Annotated in this window: 14 protein-coding genes and 1 tRNA gene; 1 reads left to right on the top strand and 14 read right to left on the bottom strand. The window is 34.3% G+C overall.

The window, feature by feature from the left end:
• Positions 1–45: 45 nt before the first annotated feature.
• From ACYQ0O_RS02535 to selA, 14 genes are all read right to left on the bottom strand, one after another.
• A complete protein-coding gene (locus ACYQ0O_RS02535; RefSeq protein WP_459890326.1) occupies positions 46–3,201 on the bottom strand; it encodes an EAL domain-containing protein in 3,156 nt (1,051 codons plus the stop codon).
• Positions 3,202–3,448: 247 nt separating this feature from the next.
• A complete protein-coding gene (locus ACYQ0O_RS02530; RefSeq protein WP_459890324.1) occupies positions 3,449–4,147 on the bottom strand; it encodes an RAMP superfamily CRISPR-associated protein in 699 nt (232 codons plus the stop codon).
• Positions 4,148–4,157: 10 nt separating this feature from the next.
• Positions 4,158–4,742, bottom strand: a complete 585-nt coding sequence (locus ACYQ0O_RS02525) for a hypothetical protein (RefSeq protein ID WP_459890322.1) — start codon at positions 4,740–4,742, stop codon at positions 4,158–4,160.
• Positions 4,729–6,045, bottom strand: coding sequence for a type III-B CRISPR module RAMP protein Cmr4 (gene cmr4 / locus ACYQ0O_RS02520; RefSeq protein WP_459890320.1), 1,317 nt, complete (start codon positions 6,043–6,045; stop codon positions 4,729–4,731). Before cmr4 ends, ACYQ0O_RS02525 begins: the two co-directional genes overlap by 14 nt.
• Positions 6,046–6,050: 5 nt before the next feature.
• Entirely contained in the window at positions 6,051–9,683 is a 3,633-nt protein-coding gene (locus tag ACYQ0O_RS02515; protein WP_459890318.1) for a CRISPR-associated protein Csx11, read from the bottom strand.
• Entirely contained in the window at positions 9,684–10,718 is a 1,035-nt protein-coding gene (locus ACYQ0O_RS02510; RefSeq protein ID WP_459890316.1) for an RAMP superfamily CRISPR-associated protein, read from the bottom strand.
• Positions 10,702–11,928 carry a type III-B CRISPR module RAMP protein Cmr1 gene (gene cmr1, locus ACYQ0O_RS02505; RefSeq protein WP_459890314.1) on the bottom strand — a complete coding sequence of 409 codons (1,227 nt, stop codon included), beginning with the start codon at positions 11,926–11,928 and terminating at the stop codon, positions 10,702–10,704. The genes ACYQ0O_RS02510 and cmr1 overlap by 17 nt, the downstream gene beginning before the upstream one ends.
• Before the next feature lie 32 nt (positions 11,929–11,960).
• The gene (locus tag ACYQ0O_RS02500; protein WP_459890312.1) at positions 11,961–12,092 is read right to left on the bottom strand and encodes a CRISPR-associated endoribonuclease Cas6; all 132 of its coding nucleotides are present in this window, start codon (positions 12,090–12,092) and stop codon (positions 11,961–11,963) included.
• A gap of 48 nt (positions 12,093–12,140) precedes the next feature.
• Positions 12,141–13,311, bottom strand: a protein-coding gene (locus tag ACYQ0O_RS02495) for an IS3 family transposase (RefSeq protein ID WP_459890310.1) whose coding sequence is annotated in 2 segments (ribosomal slippage) — positions 12,141–13,038 and positions 13,037–13,311 — 1,173 coding nt in all. Because the reading frame shifts where the segments join, the coding sequence is not laid out codon by codon here.
• 81 nt (positions 13,312–13,392) lie between these two features.
• The gene (locus ACYQ0O_RS02490) at positions 13,393–14,478 is read right to left on the bottom strand and encodes an SPL family radical SAM protein (RefSeq protein ID WP_459890308.1); all 1,086 of its coding nucleotides are present in this window, start codon (positions 14,476–14,478) and stop codon (positions 13,393–13,395) included.
• 9 nt (positions 14,479–14,487) lie between these two features.
• On the bottom strand, positions 14,488–15,435 hold the full coding sequence (locus ACYQ0O_RS02485) for a hypothetical protein (RefSeq protein ID WP_459890306.1): 948 nt from the start codon (positions 15,433–15,435) through the stop codon (positions 14,488–14,490).
• The gene (locus tag ACYQ0O_RS02480; protein ID WP_459890304.1) at positions 15,428–16,495 is read right to left on the bottom strand and encodes a GGDEF domain-containing protein; all 1,068 of its coding nucleotides are present in this window, start codon (positions 16,493–16,495) and stop codon (positions 15,428–15,430) included. Before ACYQ0O_RS02480 ends, ACYQ0O_RS02485 begins: the two co-directional genes overlap by 8 nt.
• A 20-nt stretch (positions 16,496–16,515) precedes the next feature.
• Positions 16,516–17,868, bottom strand: coding sequence for an aminopeptidase (locus ACYQ0O_RS02475; protein WP_459890302.1), 1,353 nt, complete (start codon positions 17,866–17,868; stop codon positions 16,516–16,518).
• 13 nt (positions 17,869–17,881) lie between these two features.
• Complete coding sequence (gene selA, locus ACYQ0O_RS02470; protein ID WP_459890300.1) at positions 17,882–19,297, bottom strand: L-seryl-tRNA(Sec) selenium transferase; 1,416 nt, start codon at positions 19,295–19,297, stop codon at positions 17,882–17,884.
• 103 nt (positions 19,298–19,400) lie between these two features.
• On the opposite strand from selA, the gene ACYQ0O_RS02465 reads away from it, so the two are divergent.
• Positions 19,401–19,474, top strand: a tRNA-Arg gene (locus ACYQ0O_RS02465).
• The last annotated feature ends 82 nt before the right edge of the window (positions 19,475–19,556 follow it).

Below are 19,556 nucleotides of genomic sequence, written 5' to 3'. Positions count from 1 at the left end.
AATTTACACAGTTTTTGAAACACCTCCATTTAATGAAGTTGAAGATTATTTGGCTTGCTCTTCTATAAGTCTTTCAGCGTCTTTTTCTGGCATGGGTTTACCAAGGAGATACCCCTGTACAAAATTACAACCCATGTCCTGTAAAATCTTCAAATGTTCTTCAGTCTCCACGCCTTCCGCCACTGTTATAAAACCTAATCTGTTAGACAAAAGTATTATAGTTTCTACCAAAGCCCTATTCCTGTAATCTTGTGTAATAGTCTTTATAAATGAAATATCTATTTTAAGCTCATCTAATGGTAATTCTTTTATGTATCTTAATGACGAATATTCTGTTCCAAAATCATCTATTGCTATTTTTAGCCTGTCTTTTTCTCTTAACTTTGTTAAAGTTGTTTTTATTTTCTCTAAATCTTGTGCAAAAATTCTTTCAGTCAATTCCATGATAGCCATATTTTCAAAATTAAAATTCAATAAATATTCTATAAACTCTTCATTGGTAAAGTCATTTAAAGATATATTAAATGATAGTAATTTATTCCATTTTTTAGTTTGCTTATAAATTTTATTTACAAGCCATTTCTCAAAATCCAGTAAAAATTTACTTTCTTCCAACATATCTATAAATACATAAGGTGGGTAGATGGTTCCATCTTTATCCTTAATCCTGACAAGTGCTTCAAATCCCTTCAATTTTAATGTCTGAGCCTCAAAGAATGGTTGATAGTATAAGACAAATAGATCTTCCTTTAATGCCCTTTCTATAAGATTTAGGGTATTTGTATATTGAATTAATTTTTTATCAAGATCTATATCATAAAACAAAATTGTATTCTCTTGTCGTTCTTTTGAATATCGTAAAGCTATTGATGCCTTTTCATAAATTTCGTTAAATTTTGTTCCATCTTTTGGAGCTAATGATACTCCAGCATGGAAAGATAGACTAATTTTATCTTCTCCAATAGATATAGATTCATCAAATAATAATTTTAATCCATTTATAAAATGTTCTATCTCATCGTCTGAATAAAAATTTCCTTTGTAAATACCAAATTCATCTCCTGAAATTCTTGCGATTATAGATCCAGGAAGATATAATAGTAATCTACTTGCCACTGTTTTTAATACGTAATCTCCAGTTTCTAAACCATATATCTGATTTACATATTTAAAGTTAAAAATATCAATTAGCACCATTACAGAATATTGTCCTTTTGATATTGTGCTTAGTTGAGAGCTTACAATACTCAGAAAACCATTGAAATTGTATAAACCAGTCAGTACATCACTTTGTTTTATTTTTATTAGTTCATCTTGCATTTTAACTTCTTGAGTTATATCTTTTCCAATACTCATATACCTTTTTATGTTAGGTCTTATTACTATGGGAAATATTGTCTGCTCAATATAAAAAAGCTCCCCATTCTTCTTTTTATTGACAAAAATTGCAAAAAATTGTTTTCCAGGTTCTATTGTTTTATATAATTTTTCAAAAAACTCTTTTGGATGAATTCCAGATTTAAATATTCTGGGATTTTCTCCAATTAGCTCTCCTTTAGAATACCCACTTATTCGACACACGAACTCATTTACATAAACAATGTTAGATTCTTCATCAGTTATTAGAACCCAGGATGGAGCTTTTTCAAGAGCATCTTGAAGAATTATGGAGTTCCTTATTTCATAAAATCTTTCTATGGCAAACTCTAAGTCTGATTTTATTTCATTTAAAACAGATAACACTTCTCCATCAAAAAAACCTGGCTCAGAGGAGTACATAGTTATTACATTCTTAATATGACCATTTTCATCTTCTAGGGGAATGGCAGCTACTGACAAAAAACCTGTTTTTTTTGCCAATCCTTTCCAGAGTACAAATCTCTGGTCTTTCTGGGTGTTTGATATTACAACTATCTTACCTGTTCTAAATGCCGTTCCAGTTGGTCCTCTTCCAGTAGGTAAATCTTCTTTCCATGATACCTTAACCTTATCTAAATAACCCTTATCTTCTCCATGTTTATGTAACACCCTAAGATAAGGGCTGTCTTCAGTGTCTTTGGTTGCAACCCTTACAAATCTAAGACCAGTTTTCTCAACCAATGCCTTACAGACCCTTTCAAACATCTCCTCTTCTAACGTGGATTTGGTGATAGCCGTGTCAACTTCTCTTAGCAGATGGTAGAGCCTTTCTATTTTTGCATGCTTTGTTATATCAAAGAAAATGAAAAATCCAGAATTCTTTCCTTTATATAAAATAGTAGAGCTAAAAACACTCAATATATGAATTTTACCATATTTATCTATACCTCTAATTCCATGGTAAAAATTTGAAAATTTTTCCCCTTTAAGCCTTTTTTCTATAAAATTGAGTAACTTTTCCCTATCTTCATCATAAATAAAGTCTAAAATAGTCTTTGACAAAGCTTCTTCTTTTGAATATCCAAACAGCTTATAAGTAAATTTATTGGCATATACAAGTTTTTCTTGATAAATAACAACACCTACATTATCTAAATCAAAAATAGCAGTTGCTATATCATGTTCCTCCCATTTTTTTGCGAAGAATTTAAGCCTATCAAATATAGAAATAACCTGAAATAAATCTTTGTCGCTGGCTTCTTCTAAAAAATCAAAGGATAATAATGGAGATTTAACCTTGTCATACACACTGATATGGGCCATAAATATGTGCATAACATCAAAAAAAGTATTTCTTATTATCTTTACATCTTTTTTATCTTTTATCTTATCCCAGACTTCATTATTCATAACCCCTATATCTGATTTGCCATTTAATACAAACTCAAATACTTCAAGAAAATTATCTGTAAAAATAACCTCAGCATATTTAACATCAAAATCTATCAAAGCATAGTGGGGTTTGCCTCCAGCAATAGCTACTTTTATATAATCTTTCTTAATTACATCTGGATTTTTGCCAATAATAAATAACTGATCCTTTTGATCTTTAAATTTGGCTACTGCTTTATAACCTTTTTGATATAAATAAGGTGCTTTAACTGGACTAGAGTAATATAGATGATAATTTTTAGAGCTTAATTTTTCTTCCTCTTCTTTAAAAGAAAAGAAAGGTTCAAAGTTTATCTTCTCTCCAAGCTTTATTTCAAGTTGTTTTGCAAAATCTTTCCAGAATTGCAGATTACTTTGAGCGTCATGAGGGCAAATTGAAAAATTTATCATATAACTTCCCTTCATTATTCATAGCCAGAGTTTATCATTTTTGATAAACTTGGGTTAATATGTTGTGCAGCACTTGCTCAATACTAAGGTTTGATGAGTCTATCACCCCGACATCCTCTGCAGATCTTAATAGAGCTTTTTCCCGACTTGTATCTTATTCATCCCTTCGGAGTTCTATTTAGTTCTGATTTTATTTTTTCAAATTCCGCATATTACCAATTTGTACTAATGATTTTATAACTTCCTTTTATTGAATATTCTCTACGTATTCTACTTTCATCCCTACTCCTTTTTCTTCATCCCATCTTCTTAAAATAAGCGGAAAATACAATTCTTCTTTACCAGTAAACTCTGGCGGAATAATATAATTTCCCAAATCCGCCCTGCTTAATGAGTCCCTTATTTTATTTGCATATTGACCACTTACAGAAAAGATTTCTGAAACTTCTTCAATTTTTATTTTGCCAAAGCCCGTATTTTTATCAGCCCCTATAAAGAAAATTGAACCTTTGAGACTTGTAAAAAACTCTTTAAGTACCTGATTTTCAGTTTTAATCCAGCCAACGAAGTCTTTTTTTTTGATAAATTCCCGTTCATAAAGGGCTCCCAAAAGAGAAGTATTGGATAATGGGTCTATGGCAGTTTTAAATTCAGAGGTAACATACCCCCTTTTATCAAAAGAAAAATTTTTATCATCGTTATCCATTTTAAATGGAACAATGATATCGCTATGCTCCAGAATATAAAAATTGGTCAATCTGAGGTTAGTTAAATCTTGTTCTGCTTTTTTATAATCACGATTACTGGCTAAGGCATAGAGTTTTACAAAAGTATGCCACATGGTCCAGGCAGGTATAAAAATCTCTGTTTCATACAGAGGGCCAAAAACCCTCTTTGTTATGGCAATTGGAGATAAGGACTTTAGTTTTATTTCTAAAATATTCATTGTCTCACTCCTATTCATTTTGCATGGCCTTGGCTTTATAACGGGCATAGGTAAGCATCTTTTCAAGGATGGTCTTGATAAAAAGGGCTTTTGTAAGATCAGATAACGCATTCAGAAACTTATCTTCTATCTTTGCTTTTAAATTCTCGTTAGTACCTATTTTTTTAATGACATTCAATTCTCCCAAAATTCTGCCTGTTTGAATGAGCATTGCCTGATGTGGTTCTTTATCTTGAGATTTAAGCCATATCATATAGGCAAACGGGCCATCTTCTACCAGAATACCAAGGGCCTTGGTGATTTCTGTTTCATACTCCTTAGGGTTAAATTCTAATGATTCTTCTGAACGTTTCTTTTTAGTAAAGTCTTTTTCTCTCCACTCTTTTGCTTCTGCCAAAGGATCTACTAATTTAAAACCTAAAAACTCTATTAAACTATTTTGCAATTCAGACCTATCGTAATCTTTAGCCTTTAATTCTTGTAAGTTTGAACAACTCTTTATTTCCTTATTTGCACTTTCATACAACTTTTTCGGTATATTTAACAAATCCATTCCATATTCAGCACATATTTTATCAAGGTTAGTTGCTTCCATTTTCTACCTCCTGGTTGCAACCATTAGGAATATCAAGATATTTATCGTACATGTTAATGTTTGAAAGGAGGCTTATTAATTCTTCAACTCCCTCCTTTTGCCTTTCTAAAGTAGATTTTTTTCCCTCAACATAAAATTTCCATAACCTCAATTTTTTAGAAATATCCCCAGCCTGCTCACACAATTTCTCTTTTTCTTTCTCAAGCTCTTTATTTTTATTTTCATCAGGTTCGCTTTCAATTTCAGATTGTTTGGTACTTATTTGAGCTGATAGCTCCAAGTATCCATCTTTCAAATTCTTCACCAAATTTTTTATTCCTTCCCAAAAATCTTTTTCCTTCCAATTCTCTTTTAACACCTCAATTTTTCCAAATCCCCTTGTTCCCATGCCTCCAATTCCAAGGTTAGAGAAAAGCTCAAAGCCTTTTTCCACTGTTTCAATGATAGTATCAATAGATTCATCTTTTCTGTAATTGGCCGGATTTTCGTAGGTAACATCCAGAACAAAAACCGTGCCTCTTGGCAGGGCTTCATAGGTAAATAAGGCACCAGTTTGAGCCGCCCCTGTTACTGGATTTATGGAAACAGATGTTCTGGTTTCAAGATTAGAATTTACTATATGGCTAAATACATTTGAAGAAACGATGCAAAGTCTTTTGTTTATTTTGTTAAATACAGTATCTAAATTAGTAATCTCATCGTTTTCTGCTTCCTTTTTTAGAGTCCAGTTGCTCCAGTTTCTAACATCGCCATCATTTTTATGTTCCAGCATAATCCAGCCGAAGTTTAAGACTCTTTTACCATCGTCTGTCGTTGGTAATGAACTTATAAGAGTATCAGATGCAATAAATTCATCTTTATTAATTCCATCAATACTGGCACCATCAATATATTCTTTCACAATTTCCTCCGAAGTTACCCAGACTGTTCCAATCATAGTGGCTACAGGGAAAAATAAGATTCTGGCATCAGAAAAGTAGGCAAGACCTGCTTGAGCCTTATTTTCAGTCGCAAATCCATAGGTTAAACAAACAGGACATATTCCACATGGATTTTTATCTTCTGTCTTTTTACCCTTTGCACAACCAAAATTAATTGGCATATTATTTGTTTTATAATGCAACCAACTGTAATATCTGGCATTTCCTTCAATGGTAGTCCCTGGAATCTTTGGTAGATTTGTAGCTGGATCTCTTACAATGGTATTATCGACCCTCCCTATTCTGTAGCCACCTGTTCCCACAAAAACTGGCTCTTTGGCAATAGTCAGATACCTTTTGGTCTTAAAAGCCTCATTACTCATTTCTTCTATCCTCCTTCCTTAAATCCCCTTTTTAAAACAGTGTGCCACATATCTATAAAATCAAAGAAAATTCCATTAAGCATTGTGTTTTTAAAAAATTCAAAATCCTCTCTTGTTATAGCACCTCTCTTTGTTTCTTCTCCTACTTTTAGCCTGAAAGGAATGTTCAATATAATGTTTTCAACAAACCCTACAAATATTGGGTCATCTATTGGCAAAGCGGAATCTTCTAAGTTCCATTCCTGAAGCTTGGAAATCAAAAATCCGTAGGCATTGAGTAATTGGGATGAAGTAAGATGTAATTTATTTATTAAAAGCTTCCTTAATCGTTCAAAATCCTCAATGGCCTTTAGTTTATAAGGTTTAGGAGAAGCCTTTTTAAAAAGCCAGTGCCTTCTTTCTTGTTTACTACTTCCTGCATCAAGTCGCCTTACATTAGTATCAATCCAGATAAAATCAAAATAAGATGGATAAAACCTGACTTTATCCCCTTTAGTTAAATATGTTACATGCTTGATTGTTTCCCAGCTGCCTCTATCATCTTTTTCTTTTACATAAACCTTCCAGCCGTTGTCATTTTCAACAATAAAATAGGGATAAAAGAAGTCTTCTTTATTGGGGTCACCTGGGTCTTCTTTATCAAAAGGGCCTGTAGCATGATAAAAATCATAATCATAACCATCGCTCAGTTTCAATTTGACAACTTTTCGTGAATCCATTTTAGAAATATCACATATTTCCAGCTTTTCAGATTGAACCTCTCCCGAACACAACTTTTCAGCAGCATCCAGCACCACATACATTGGCGTTCTTTTATGAAAGGCCACAAATCCAAGCCTTATAAGAAGCCTGTTTTGAACTTTATTAAACTTAATTTCATACTTCTTTTTGATATGAGTAATAATTTCCCACACATTTTTTAATGGGACAAAAAACATGGTCTTAGAAGGCTCAAAAAGATAGGGAATAATAGGAATAAAATGCTCTTCTTCACTTTTTCTTTTGACAGTTATAGTGTCATAATAAGTAGTAAAATTCTCGTCATAAAGTTCTAATCTATCTCCAGCGGTTAAATTTAAATCATCAGAGGCAGTTATTATAGCTGCCTTCATTTGGGAGCCGTTTTCTTCAGGTAAAACTACCAGCTCGCATTTTGCCCCTTTGTTATCCTTAAACCAGTAGGTATGGGTTTTTCGAAACTTCTGACTACGGGCGCTAAAGGTTATAACTGTTCGGTCTCGTTTCTCAATCTTATTTGTTGCAGATTCAAACATTTCTATTCCAAAATTCCTTGTCGTTTCCCAAATTCTTCTTAAACGGGCAAAAGATGGATGTTTGCGGGTAAGATGCAGCAAAAAAACAAGAGCTTTGTGCTTATTATCACCTTTTGTGACACATAAAGGACAAGGATATTTATTCTCCCAGTCAGGTTCTCTTTCTTCTACTATTACTTGGAAGAGCTCGTGTGGCTTATTACACTTGGTTTGTTTTTGAAGGTTTTTGTCTTTTCTAATTCCAAGCAACACTTTAAACAACTCTTCTACTGTCAAGTTATTCCCATCTTTTTTAGCTACAGAAGATTGATGCCCAAAGTCATCCTTTTCAAAGGCTTCCTTTATCAAGTCAACCAACTGATTGTAATCAGTTACATTTTCAAGTTCTCCAAATTCCTTTTTGAATGTTTCATCAAGCAACGGCTTGCTTAAAAAGGTATTTAGCATTTCTCCACTAAGCCACCTGCTTAAGTCAAAACTAATATAAACAAGGGCTAAGCGGTTGTTTTCATCTGCCACTTCATCCAACCAGATAGAGGTATCCCATGATGGCCTTTCAAGTTCTTCTTTACTCCACTTTTTGTTTTCATCATTAGCCCATTCCTTTACCCGGTTCTGCATTAGTTTAAGGCAATCAAGGCAAACCTTTCGCTCATAGGCCTTAATATTGTTCTTTTCTTTTTCAGAAAGGTTTTCCCATTCTTTATCCTTGAGTAGATAATATTCTTCCCTTGTTAAAGGGATTGGCCTTAAACCACAGGCCGAGCACTTCTCATAACCTGCTGTTTTATCTCTCCATTTTTCTTTAAGCCTGCTTATATCAGGTTTGGGGTCTGGCTTGAATTCAACAGCGTCATTTAGGTTTAAAGCACCCCTTGAAGAAGCAAATAACTTAACTTCAGGTTTTAAAAGGCCTTCAGAGATAAAAGAACACAAATTTTTTATCATTTGTTTCATGTTGACAGGTTTATGGTTAAATATGTTCTCTAAGCTTTGCTCCTGCCAATTACCTTTAAAATCCAGCATAGACTTAAGTTGAATTCCTTTTATTGAGTTCCAAATATCTTCAGTAATTTCCAAAATATTGTTTTCTTCCACGCCTTCAGGCACAAGAAAGACGCTTCCATGTTCATCCCGATAAATTTCATTACCTATAGGAATGAGCACTTCAAGTATGTCCCTAATGGTATCAAGCAGCTTTTTTACAAGCCCTTTTCTTCCAAGCACATCTCCAATCTTTGACACCTGATTGTAAAATTTGGCTCCATTAAAACGAATAGCAAGAAGTCGCCACTTTATTTTTTCAGGTTCTTTCCAGCCATAAATAAGCACTTGCGACAGGGCAGCTTTATAAAGGGATGCCACGGAATAGGAATGGTCCCATAATGTAACATCATTGGCCGGCCTACGGGTCTCCCCAAGGGCATTTAGGAAAGCCTTTCTGGTTTCATTAAGTAAATCTTTCCTCTTTTCAATCCATGTTGAAATGCTTGTTTGATTGGCAGTTAGGATATTTAGAATACTTGCAAGTTTATTTGCATAATTTTCCCGTATCTTGGTTAATGACTTCTCATCTGAATCTGATAGGCTTAAATCAATCCTTTGTCCTTGTCCTTCATACCCAAAGGCATTGGCAATGTAAGTATGGTCTTTGGATTGCATTACATATCTGCAATCTTCAGAAACCATTTTATCAATGGCAGAGTCTATACCGTCGGTACCATCTTTCTTAGCTATTAAATGACTTAAAGTTTTACTTGGAGTGTCTGAACTGCTGTGTTCACAGATGAAATTTGCTAACGTAAGATCTTCATTAAAAAGTGTTGTGAATATACTGTTTAATAATTCTTTTAGCTGTTCTTTTAAAAAATACTGTGTTTTATCAGCATTATTAAAACATAACTGTATAGTCATTAACGGCTTTAAAATTCTATCGCTAATTTCATCTATTTTTTGACCTAAATATGAATTTGAATAAGGTTTTCCTGCGTGAGATAAAGCGCTTTTTATTTGGGCAAGTGTTTTTATTTTTCCTTTTTTTTCTAATTTAATTCTTTTTTGTAGTTCTCTCTTCAAGGAGTTTAATACAGGTTCAGTTTGCAAAAATAAATTCAAAATTCCATTTTCAACTTCTACAAAATTCCCTTGACTATACTCACTCCATAAAGCGTTAAAATGTTCATCAAAGGAAAATCTATTAGGAACTAATATGTAAGGATGATAATCTCCATCCCATAGCTTATCACTGTCTAGTAAATAATGGTCTACAAACTCCTCACTCAACTTCCCAAGGTCATGTATCAACGCCCCGATTTCAGCCAAAAGGATGTCTTTTCTTTTATCTATAAGCTCTTTTAGTCCCATTTATACTTCCTCCCATTCAAATCTCCCCCAGCCATCCTTTGTCTTGGCACCAATGCCGATTTCTTTTAATCTATTAAAGGCATCTACTATTATTTTTCTGTCTTTTTCCCATTCTTCTCTGATCTCATCTACATCTATTTTGGGCTTCGCTATTAAATCAAATGGAAACCATAAGATTCTACCTACGACCGTTTCGCCAGCAGGCACAACTTCATAGTAGATAGGCCCATGAACAGGTGTTCTTTTCTTTCTGTCAAGGGGTGTAATGACATCAAGAGCAACCTTTTTAAAATATAGGTCTTCAAAAATAAGCCTTCCTTTGCAGTTTCCCTCATCATCAGTAATACGCTGCTCTTTTATTAAATACTGCCGAAATGCATTAGATATTTTTCCTAAAACCTCTTCTATTTTTTTCACATCCTTTATTCCACCTGTTGCCAAAAGGCTTTTAAAAGTAAACCAGCTTACATATCCATCCTTTTCATTTCCAAAAAGTCTTACAATTCTGGCTCTTTTTTTAAACCAGAACTTGTCTTGTTTACCTTCTTGCTTTATAATCTCATCCTCTTCTTTTGAAGCATAGTCTTCCAATTTGCTTCCATAGTTACTTTCTAACATCTTACTTTCCAGAACATCTATAGCTGTCTGCCTCAAAGCACCTTTAAGCGAGCTTCCTCTAAGCACTGGAAGTCCTGTAGGCCTTTCTTTGGCTATGGGGTTAGAGATGCTATAAAACTTATTTTCAGAAGCAGTGAAAAAGGGAAATTTTAGGATAATTTTAAAGTTAAAGCTATTGAGAAATTTGCCATAATCAATTTCTAAAATTTCATAGTCCAAGAATTCCGGGCATAAATTGTAAACAATATCCTTATACTTAAAGAATAATGCCCTCCTATCTCCTGGTTTATTCTTCCAAAGAGCATCCCTTTTGGCATGGAAAAAGAGTAAGCTATGCTCACGAATGAACTTTTTATAGCTAATTTGGCTAAATCTATTTTTCTTTAAAAAAGCAAAGTAATCATGCTTTATTTCCATTTTGCACCTCTCGGCTTTTGATAAATAAATATTTCACATTGTTATTTACTAAACTTAACTTACTTCCATCCCAGCAAATCCCTTTCTGAATTTCTGAAGGAATATAACTCTTCCATGGTACACCCTGAAATAAGGAGCTAAGCAAATTTTCAATATCAGGAACTTTTCCATTAATAGGTCCTATATTAGGCAGCCAGCCATAAATACGGAGTTCCAGCCCATTTTTTGGGTTCTTATAAACATGTGAGACTTGAATGGATGAGAATCTTGTTGTGTTTCCAGCTACTTTTCCCATAAGAAAATGTCTAAGTTCAGAATCGTTGGGAAATTTACTTTTTATATTGCTACGAATTTCTTTCCTAACTACCGGCGCCGTTATACAACAGTTATTGCTTTTCCATTTGTCAACAACTGCTTCAAGAATACCGTCCTGATAATGATAAAACTTTTTCATTTTATTTATCAAATAATCAATTTTTGTATTTACCTTTGCACTTACCTTAAATTTAACAAAAAACATCTCTTTCAGGTTTGGTAATTTTTTATCTTCCTCTTTGAATCTTTTATCAAACAAAGACAAATATGTCTCAAATTTTTCCCAATCATTCTCGGCAATGTTAATATCCTTCTCATCTATTTTAAAATCCACTACCCCATATCCCATAGAAGTCTTTGCTCCAAGCATCCCATATTCACCAATCAGATAAAGCAATATTTTTAATATAGAAGGGAAAACATCAGACAGTTTGATTATATTGCCGTCTGCTTCCCCTATAACCTGCTCTTTGTAGGCAAATCTAATCTGTGCACTTCCATAACTTCCTGATTCATAATGCCATCCTTTATATTTTTTTCTGTCACTATCTAATCTCACAACCACTTTTCCATTATAAAGAGATGTTAGCTGATTTTCTTCTATTTCCACCAAAAACCTGCTTTTCCATCCCGTTGTCCCAAAGAGATAACAAACAGGACAGATTTTTCTGTGAATGTTTAAGACCTCGGTAGAATTTTTTATATCAGGCTCGCATTGGCTATTTTTTGTAGAATCACAGGCATAATACATCATTCCCCTTACAAGCGCCTCAAACCACCATCTTAGGGAACCAATAATACTTGTTAATTTTAATTCATTAGATTTGCCATCTACATTCCCTGTCCAAAATGGAGTTAATGTTTTTAAGGTTACCTTTATTTGTTTTTGTGGCATAATAACTCCTTCTATTTTATCTCCCGCACAACCTAAAATAGACCACAACCCTGGCTATTTTTTGATACTAGCCCAGTGCTGTAGGCAACAGTGAAATAAGATTGTGGAAGGTGGAATTTGTATATTCCAATCCACCCTTTGATGTTAGTCTCTTTAAAATTCAAAGTCGAGAAATTTTTAAAGATGCCTAATTGGTAAAGTGGACCCCAACGTCAAGACAAAAAATGAGGTTGTTTAAGGTGGATTGCTCCAGCCTGTTTATTAATTGTTTGGCTCCATCCAAAATAGATTTCTTCAGGAGTTTTATACCCAAGAGATTCATGAAACCGCTCTGTATTGTAAAATCTGAAGTACCTCTCTAAACTCTCTCTTGCTTCTTTGACTGTCTCATAACTGTGAATATACACTTCCTCATATTTTAGAGTCCTCCATAGCCTCTCTATGAAAATGTTGTCAAATACTCTGCCTCTTCCATCCATGCTGATTCGTATCCCAGCATCCTCAAGTCTCCCCGTAAATTCCTTGCTCGTAAACTGTGAACCCTGATCACTGTTGAATATCTCAGGTCTGAATATTTTTAGTGCCTTCTGTAGGGCCTCAAGACAAAATCCTACTTCAAGTGTGTTTGATAGCTCCCAGGACAGTACATACCGACTATACCAATCTATTATTGCTACAAGGTACAAAAACCCTCTGCTCATCCTTATATAGGTTATGTCCGTGCTCCACACATGATCAGGCTTTTTGATTGATAAACCCCTTAATAAATAAGGATATTTCTTACATTTATTAGATGATACACTCAGCCTCTTCTTTGGATATATCGCCTCTATTCCCATCAACCTCATCAGCCTCTGTACCCGTTTGCGATTTACCTTGTATCCCTGATGTCTCAGCCATGCCGTCATTCGCCTACTCCCATAAAACGGTGCCTTCGTATATTGTTCATCTATCAGTCTCATCAGTTCCAGATTGTATTCACTCTCTCCTGCTGGCTCGTAATAGTACGCAGACCTGGACAGCCCCAGTAACTCACACTGCCTGTATATCGGTATCTCTGTATTCATTGGCTCTATCATCCTTCGCTTCTCACTTGGTGAGTATCTCAGATTTTTTTTTAAGCCAGTCCAGCTCTACCTTCAACTGTCCTATCTGACGGTATAGTTCTGCCTCAAGTTCCTCTCTGTCCTTTTCCGCCTTTTTCTTCTTGTCTGTAAATATAGATGGTAGTCCCTCAATAAGTTGCTTTCTCCATCGCCTCACCTGGCTTGGGTGTACCCCATATTCACTGGATATCTCTGAGATCGTCTTCTCCGCCTTCAGTGCCTCCAGTGCTATCTTTGCCTTAAATGTTCCGTTGTGCCTCTTCCGGATGTTACCCATCTAATCCTTGCCTCCTCTCTGTCCTTTCAGGCTAACATCCACCTTATTCCTCTGTCCAGTTTTTGGGGTCCATTATATGGTTCATTGAAATGGTGCAAAAGAAAGCCTGAGTAAATGATTGGCAAGCCCACCTAAATCCCTGGGGGTGTAACCCAAAGTAGCCTTCCATACCTCATCAGATTCCATGCAAAAATATATCTGCTTATCAACCCCATATTTTCTCAAGAGATTCACCATAAAACGGAATTGTTTTATCCTGATGGGCCTAAAGAGCCTGAGTTTTCCGTCAATACCCTTAATAAACTCACCATGATAAATATAATCAGACTCTGGCCAATTTTCTTCTATGAATTTAAAAAGATGAGGCATGCCCCTAAAAGATCCAAGGCTTAAATAGGCAATGTCTGCAGGTTTTAAATAGTCAAAAATCATCTCTATTGTCTTACTATATCCCCTCTCCCAATCTGGATAGTAAATTATTGGATCAAAATGAAGACAAACCCTAAAGCCCATATCTGCACACCTTTCAGCAGCGTTTAGTCTTTCCTCAAGGGGAGCTGTATATATCTCTTCTTTTATGGGGATGTCTATTGCGTTGAGGGACCATGCTGGGAGGACCAAGCGGGGATCTTTCACCACATCTGTCCAGGACAAATCAACAACCTTGGTCTTTAACTCAAGAACTACATTTCTAAACTGTGACAAAAACTCAATCAAATAAGACGAATAATTTGTAAGGGATTCCAGGGCCAGGGAATCTGTAAATTCACCAGTACCAATTCTGAAGAATCTATTGGTATTAAATATTTCTTCTAATTCAGAAAAAAGATCATTTAGATTTGCCCATACCTTTATGGTGTTATGTGTGAAATACGCCTTTAATATACAATATGAACAATTTAAAGGACAACCTTCTCCTATATGGAGTATTTTATAACCACAACAATTATAAAATTTGGTTCCTGGACAATTTTTATAAAATCTCCCACGATATTTTAGTAAATATACACAGTCTTTTTTAAAATCACTTGGCTCAAGGCTTGAAAAATCACCATAAATTATGGGGATAGATCCTGCATTCTTGAAAGCAGATTTTGATATCTCACTGTCTTTTACTTCATTATCTATAAATATGGTTTGTATACTTTTTTTTAAAATATCATCCATTTAGAAAAACTACTCTGTATTTAATTTAGATTTGTACCATGTATAAAATTCGTCCCACTCACTGCTCTTATTTTTTAGGTCTTCTATAAGCTCTTTTATAGTATAAGAATCATCAAGTGTGACTTCAAGATATATCTCATCTAATTCAAATCCATTGGAATGAGTAATCTTTATTCTTTTTTTATCTGTTAAATTAAAAACCCTAACCATAAATTCTTTTTCCAAAGACCTAATATTTGGGAAACAGTTGTCTCTTAAGTAATTTAGTATGTTTTGAATCTTGTCATTGGGAGACAAATCTTTTTCTAAAAGATGAGATATGGGAGTAAGTATGGTTTTTACATTGACTTTATCTCTCTTTTTCAACTTATATAAAAGTTCTAAAAATATTTTTGATTTATTTTTTCCCCACTTAATATTTTGAAAAAATGGAATAATATATACTATTTCATCATAGCTAAATTTTTTTAGGTCTTCAACAACATCTATTGAAACATTTTCATTTATCAATATATCATCAAAGTCTTCTGGAAGTGATACCCATTCCAATAAATTAGAAATTTCCTTTTTGTTCAAAATAGTATCAAAGATACCAAAAAACTCCTTTTCTCTGTTCCCTTTGCTTAAAACTTTATCAAAATACCTTGCACAAACTATTATTTTCCCAGAATTTTTAAATTCTGAGTCTATAAATTCCAGATTTATAAGCCCTTTATAAAGATCATCCATGTCAGCTATTATTACAGGGACATAAGGATCAGATATTGACTGTAATACCTCATATCCAAAAATAAGATCAAAGTAGTCTTGTTTTTCTTCAACTATAATGGGATACAAAGTTTTTTTCTTAAAAGGCTCTATATTTAGTCTTTCTGAAATGAGTTTTGAGAAGAGCCAACTCCCATTTGATTGGATTTTATCCTTAGGTACATTGATAAGTTTCCCAAAATTAACCATTGGATCTATACACCTCTACCCTATTTTTCCCTGACCTCTTAGCCCGATACATAGCTCTATCTGCTTCATCAATCAACTCTTCTCCGGATTTTTGGCCATCATAGGTAGATGAGACACCACCACTAATTGTAATTTTTACGCCTGTCTCTATTACCTCTCCATCACAATCTCTAACAATAAAATTATATCTTTCCACGGATTTTCTTATCTTTTCCGCAAGATCAAATCCCTCCTTTGAATCAAGTCCCTCTGAAAGTATACAAAATTCTTCTCCACCATACCTTGCTGGGAATAAATTGCCCTTGTTTTTTTCTATTAAAAATTTCTCACACATGCCTTTAATTATTCTTGAAACAATAATCAAAGCCTGGTCTCCCACTCTATGTCCATATTTATCGTTTATGTTTTTAAAGTCATCTATATCAAACATTAATACACAAAATGGAAGTTTATTTTTTGAACATTTTTTAAGAATGCTATCTAAATAGATGTCCAAAAATTTTCTGTTATATAAGGAAGTAAGGCCATCTAATTTCACGTCTTCATATAATTTTCTTATATCCTCATCTAATATATTTATGACATTTTTAAAAGACTTTTTTATCTTCTTTATTGCAAGTTCTATATCATCTGTCTTTTCAATTATATCTATTGTCTTTTGTTCAAGGTTTTCTATATGCTTTTTTCTTAACTGAGATACTTCAGCAAATTTTTTAACTAATTCAGAAAATTCATTTAACACTTCTGATAACTTATTTTTATAAGGTTCAAAAAGTATGTCTCCCAGGCGTTTATTCACTCTATTGTACTCGGAGAAATCAAATTTTTTCTTCTTTATAACACTTATTAAAAGTTCCTGGATCTGCTGCTTTTGTGACAATGTCAAATAGTTATAATCAGAAATATACCTGAGATATAAAATCAATGTCTGCCATCTACCATCTTCTGGAACCCCTATCCTTTTTAGATAACTTAACACAGTTATTACACTTGCCTTCTCCGATGCAAGTAACATATTGTAATCCTCCCCCTGCAGTAATTTTTGGTCCAAACTAACCATAAAAATCTCCTAGAAAATCCTTAATTAAAAAACTCTCTATAGGCGAGATAAGTTGCATATAAATCATATTTACTGCTTATTTCAAAAGGACTGTGCATTCCCAGAATTCCTGGTCCAAAATCTATTATATCCATCCCATATCTAGCTAAAAATTTGGCAACAGTACCTCCACCACCTTCATCCACTTTTCCCAACTCTGCCATCTGCCACGGGATGTTCTTTTTATTTAGTTTCTCCCTTAAAAAAGCTATGTATTCAGCATTTGCGTCATTAGCCCCAACCTTACCCCGATGACCAGTAAATTTACAAAAGACTGGTCCATATCCCAATTTAGAAGAGTTTAACTTATCGTGAAGTTCCTGATAATCTGGATCAAGGGCACCATGTACATCTGCTGATATCGCCCTGGTATTTAAAAACACTTCTGCAATTGTGCACAACTCGCCACTCTCATCAATTATTTCCTGTATAAGATATTCAATAAACCTTGATCTTGCGCTAGATGCCCCTTCTGATCCAATTTCCTCCTTGTCCCAACCAATTAAAATCTGTGTAAATTCTGGTTCCCTTTGTTCTAAAAAAGCCCTAAATCCAGAAAAGACACAGATCCTATCATCCTGTCCATATCCACCAATGAGTGATGCATCTAATCCAACAAATTTTGCCTTATATGCTGGTACAAACTGAAGTTCAGCACTATACAGGTCTTCCTCTGTAATTGAATATTTTTTATTAAGTAAATCAAGAACTGCAAATTTTATTTTGTCCTCAACATCACTATTGTCTGTGCATGGAACAGATCCAATTATTGCATTCATCTTTTCTGCTTCAAATGCATCAGATAGTTTTTTTTCCATTTGTTTGTATGCAAGATGGGGCAACAAATCTGGAATAACAAACACAGGATCTTTTGCATCTTCACCAATTATAATATCAATTTTTGTTCCATCTATCTTTACAACAACACCATGTATAGCCAATGGAATGGAAAACCACTGATGTTTTCTTATTCCTCCATAATAGTGGGTCTTTACCATTGCAAGGTAAGTATTTTCATATATGGGATGTTGTTTAAAATCAAGTCTCGGTGTATCCAGATGTGCCCCAATTATCCTAAGACCTTGTTTTAAAGATCTTTTTCCTTTTCTTACCAATACAATACTCTTGTTTTTGAATTTTCTGTAAAAAACAGGCTCCTTTGCATCAGTGGATATTCCCAATTTTATCAATTTATCTTCAATCCAGGCTACTGTTTCCCTCTCTGTTTTGCATTTATTTAAAAAATCTATATAATCTAGTGCAAAACCATCAATTTTATCTTCATGGTCCTTATAAATCTCATAGCAAGTCTTTTGTTTGTGTATAAGCTCCATACTTTTAGTCCTCCTAGTCTCCACAAATAATTTTATACGCTTCCCTTAACACGTTGGGAATAACAGGCAAATCATCTTTAAGTAAGGTCCTAACATCCAACATAAAATAATCATCTTCAATTATACCAACAATTGGCGGATCAGTATCAAGGAGAACTGACCTAAAAACATCCAAATTCTCAACAAAACCTGGCTTAATTGAAACAAGATAGGTGGGAAGGTCTTTTTCAGGGCTTGCACCACCACCCACACGGGAATTTCCCTTTTTTATTCCAAAGGAATACAACTCACCTAAATCTTGCTTTAATTTTTTCACGAGCCTTTTTGCCCTGGACTGAAGAGTAGAAACAGGTGTGAGTATCAGCTTAAGTGTTGGGATATTTTCTCCCGCCAGATCCTTGTCTTTATATAGCCTTAGAGTTGCCTCTAGGGCAGCAAGGGTCATTTTATCTATTCTAAGGGCCCTATTTAAAGGATTTTTTTTGATTTTTTCTATATACTGCCTTTTACCAACAATAATTCCTGCCTGTGGTCCTCCAAGGAGTTTATCCCCACTAAAAGAAACAACACTGGCACCTTTTTTTATTCTGTCCTGTACTGTTGGCTCGTCAATATTTAACCAATCTGGAAATTCATAAAAATTTCCACTGCCCAGATCTTCAATAACTGGCAAATCATATCTAGTTCCCAGCTCAACCATCTCTTCAATGGAAACTTCCTTGTGAAAACCAATTATCCTATAATTTGATGTATGGGCCTTAAACAAGGCCCCAGTATTCGGGGATATGGCCTGTTCATAATCATGTAAATGGGTCCTGTTGGTTGCTCCAACCTCCCTTAAAATAGCACCACTACTTCTCATGACATCAGGGATTCTAAAAGAACCCCCTATTTCAATTAACTCTCCCCTGGAGACAATGACCTCTTTTCCCTTTGCCAGGGTATTTAACACAATCAACACAGCCCCTGCATTGTTATTTACAACCAATCCAGCCTCTGCTCCAGTTAGTTCCAAAAGCAGGTCTTCAACCAAAGAATACCTGCTACCCCTCTTTCCAGTATCTAGGGAAAATTCAAGATTGGTATAGCTTGTACATCCTTTTATCACTGCATCTATTGCATGTTGAGAAAGGAGTGATCTACCCAAATTTGTGTGCACTACAACCCCTGTTCCATTAATAACCCTTCTGTATTTTGGCCTTGTGGATTTTTTTAAAAAATTTAGAACTGAGCTCTTATCCACACATACTAAAAGTTGTTCTCTGGTCTTAATTTTGCCATCTTTTATATCTTGTCTTACTTTGTCCAAAAATTGATTTATTTTCTCTTTTATAATTGTCCTTGGAATGTTGCTTAAATTTTTTTCAGAGTCCACAGATTTTAATATTATATCCACAGAAGGAATATTGGGAAATAGCTCTCTATTCAAGATATCCTCCTTAGAAAAAACAGGGTTTACTCCTCATTACAAAAAATTTTGTTTAACAAACTCTTGACCAAATTACAAACACTTTATATAGTCCTTTTCTAACGCGCCCGTAGCTCAGTAGGATAGAGCAACGGACTTCTAATCCGTAGGCCGGGGGTTCGAATCCTCCCGGGCGCGTAAGAAAAATCAGATAGTTATAAAATAAAATCATTAAACCTTAAAATAAGGTGCGCCTATAGTGCGCCTTGTTTTTGTTTGA

The organism is Desulfothermus okinawensis JCM 13304, from assembly GCF_054654515.1.
Note: the sequence above shows the minus strand (reverse complement) of the source record. Positions and strands in the feature narration are given on the sequence as shown.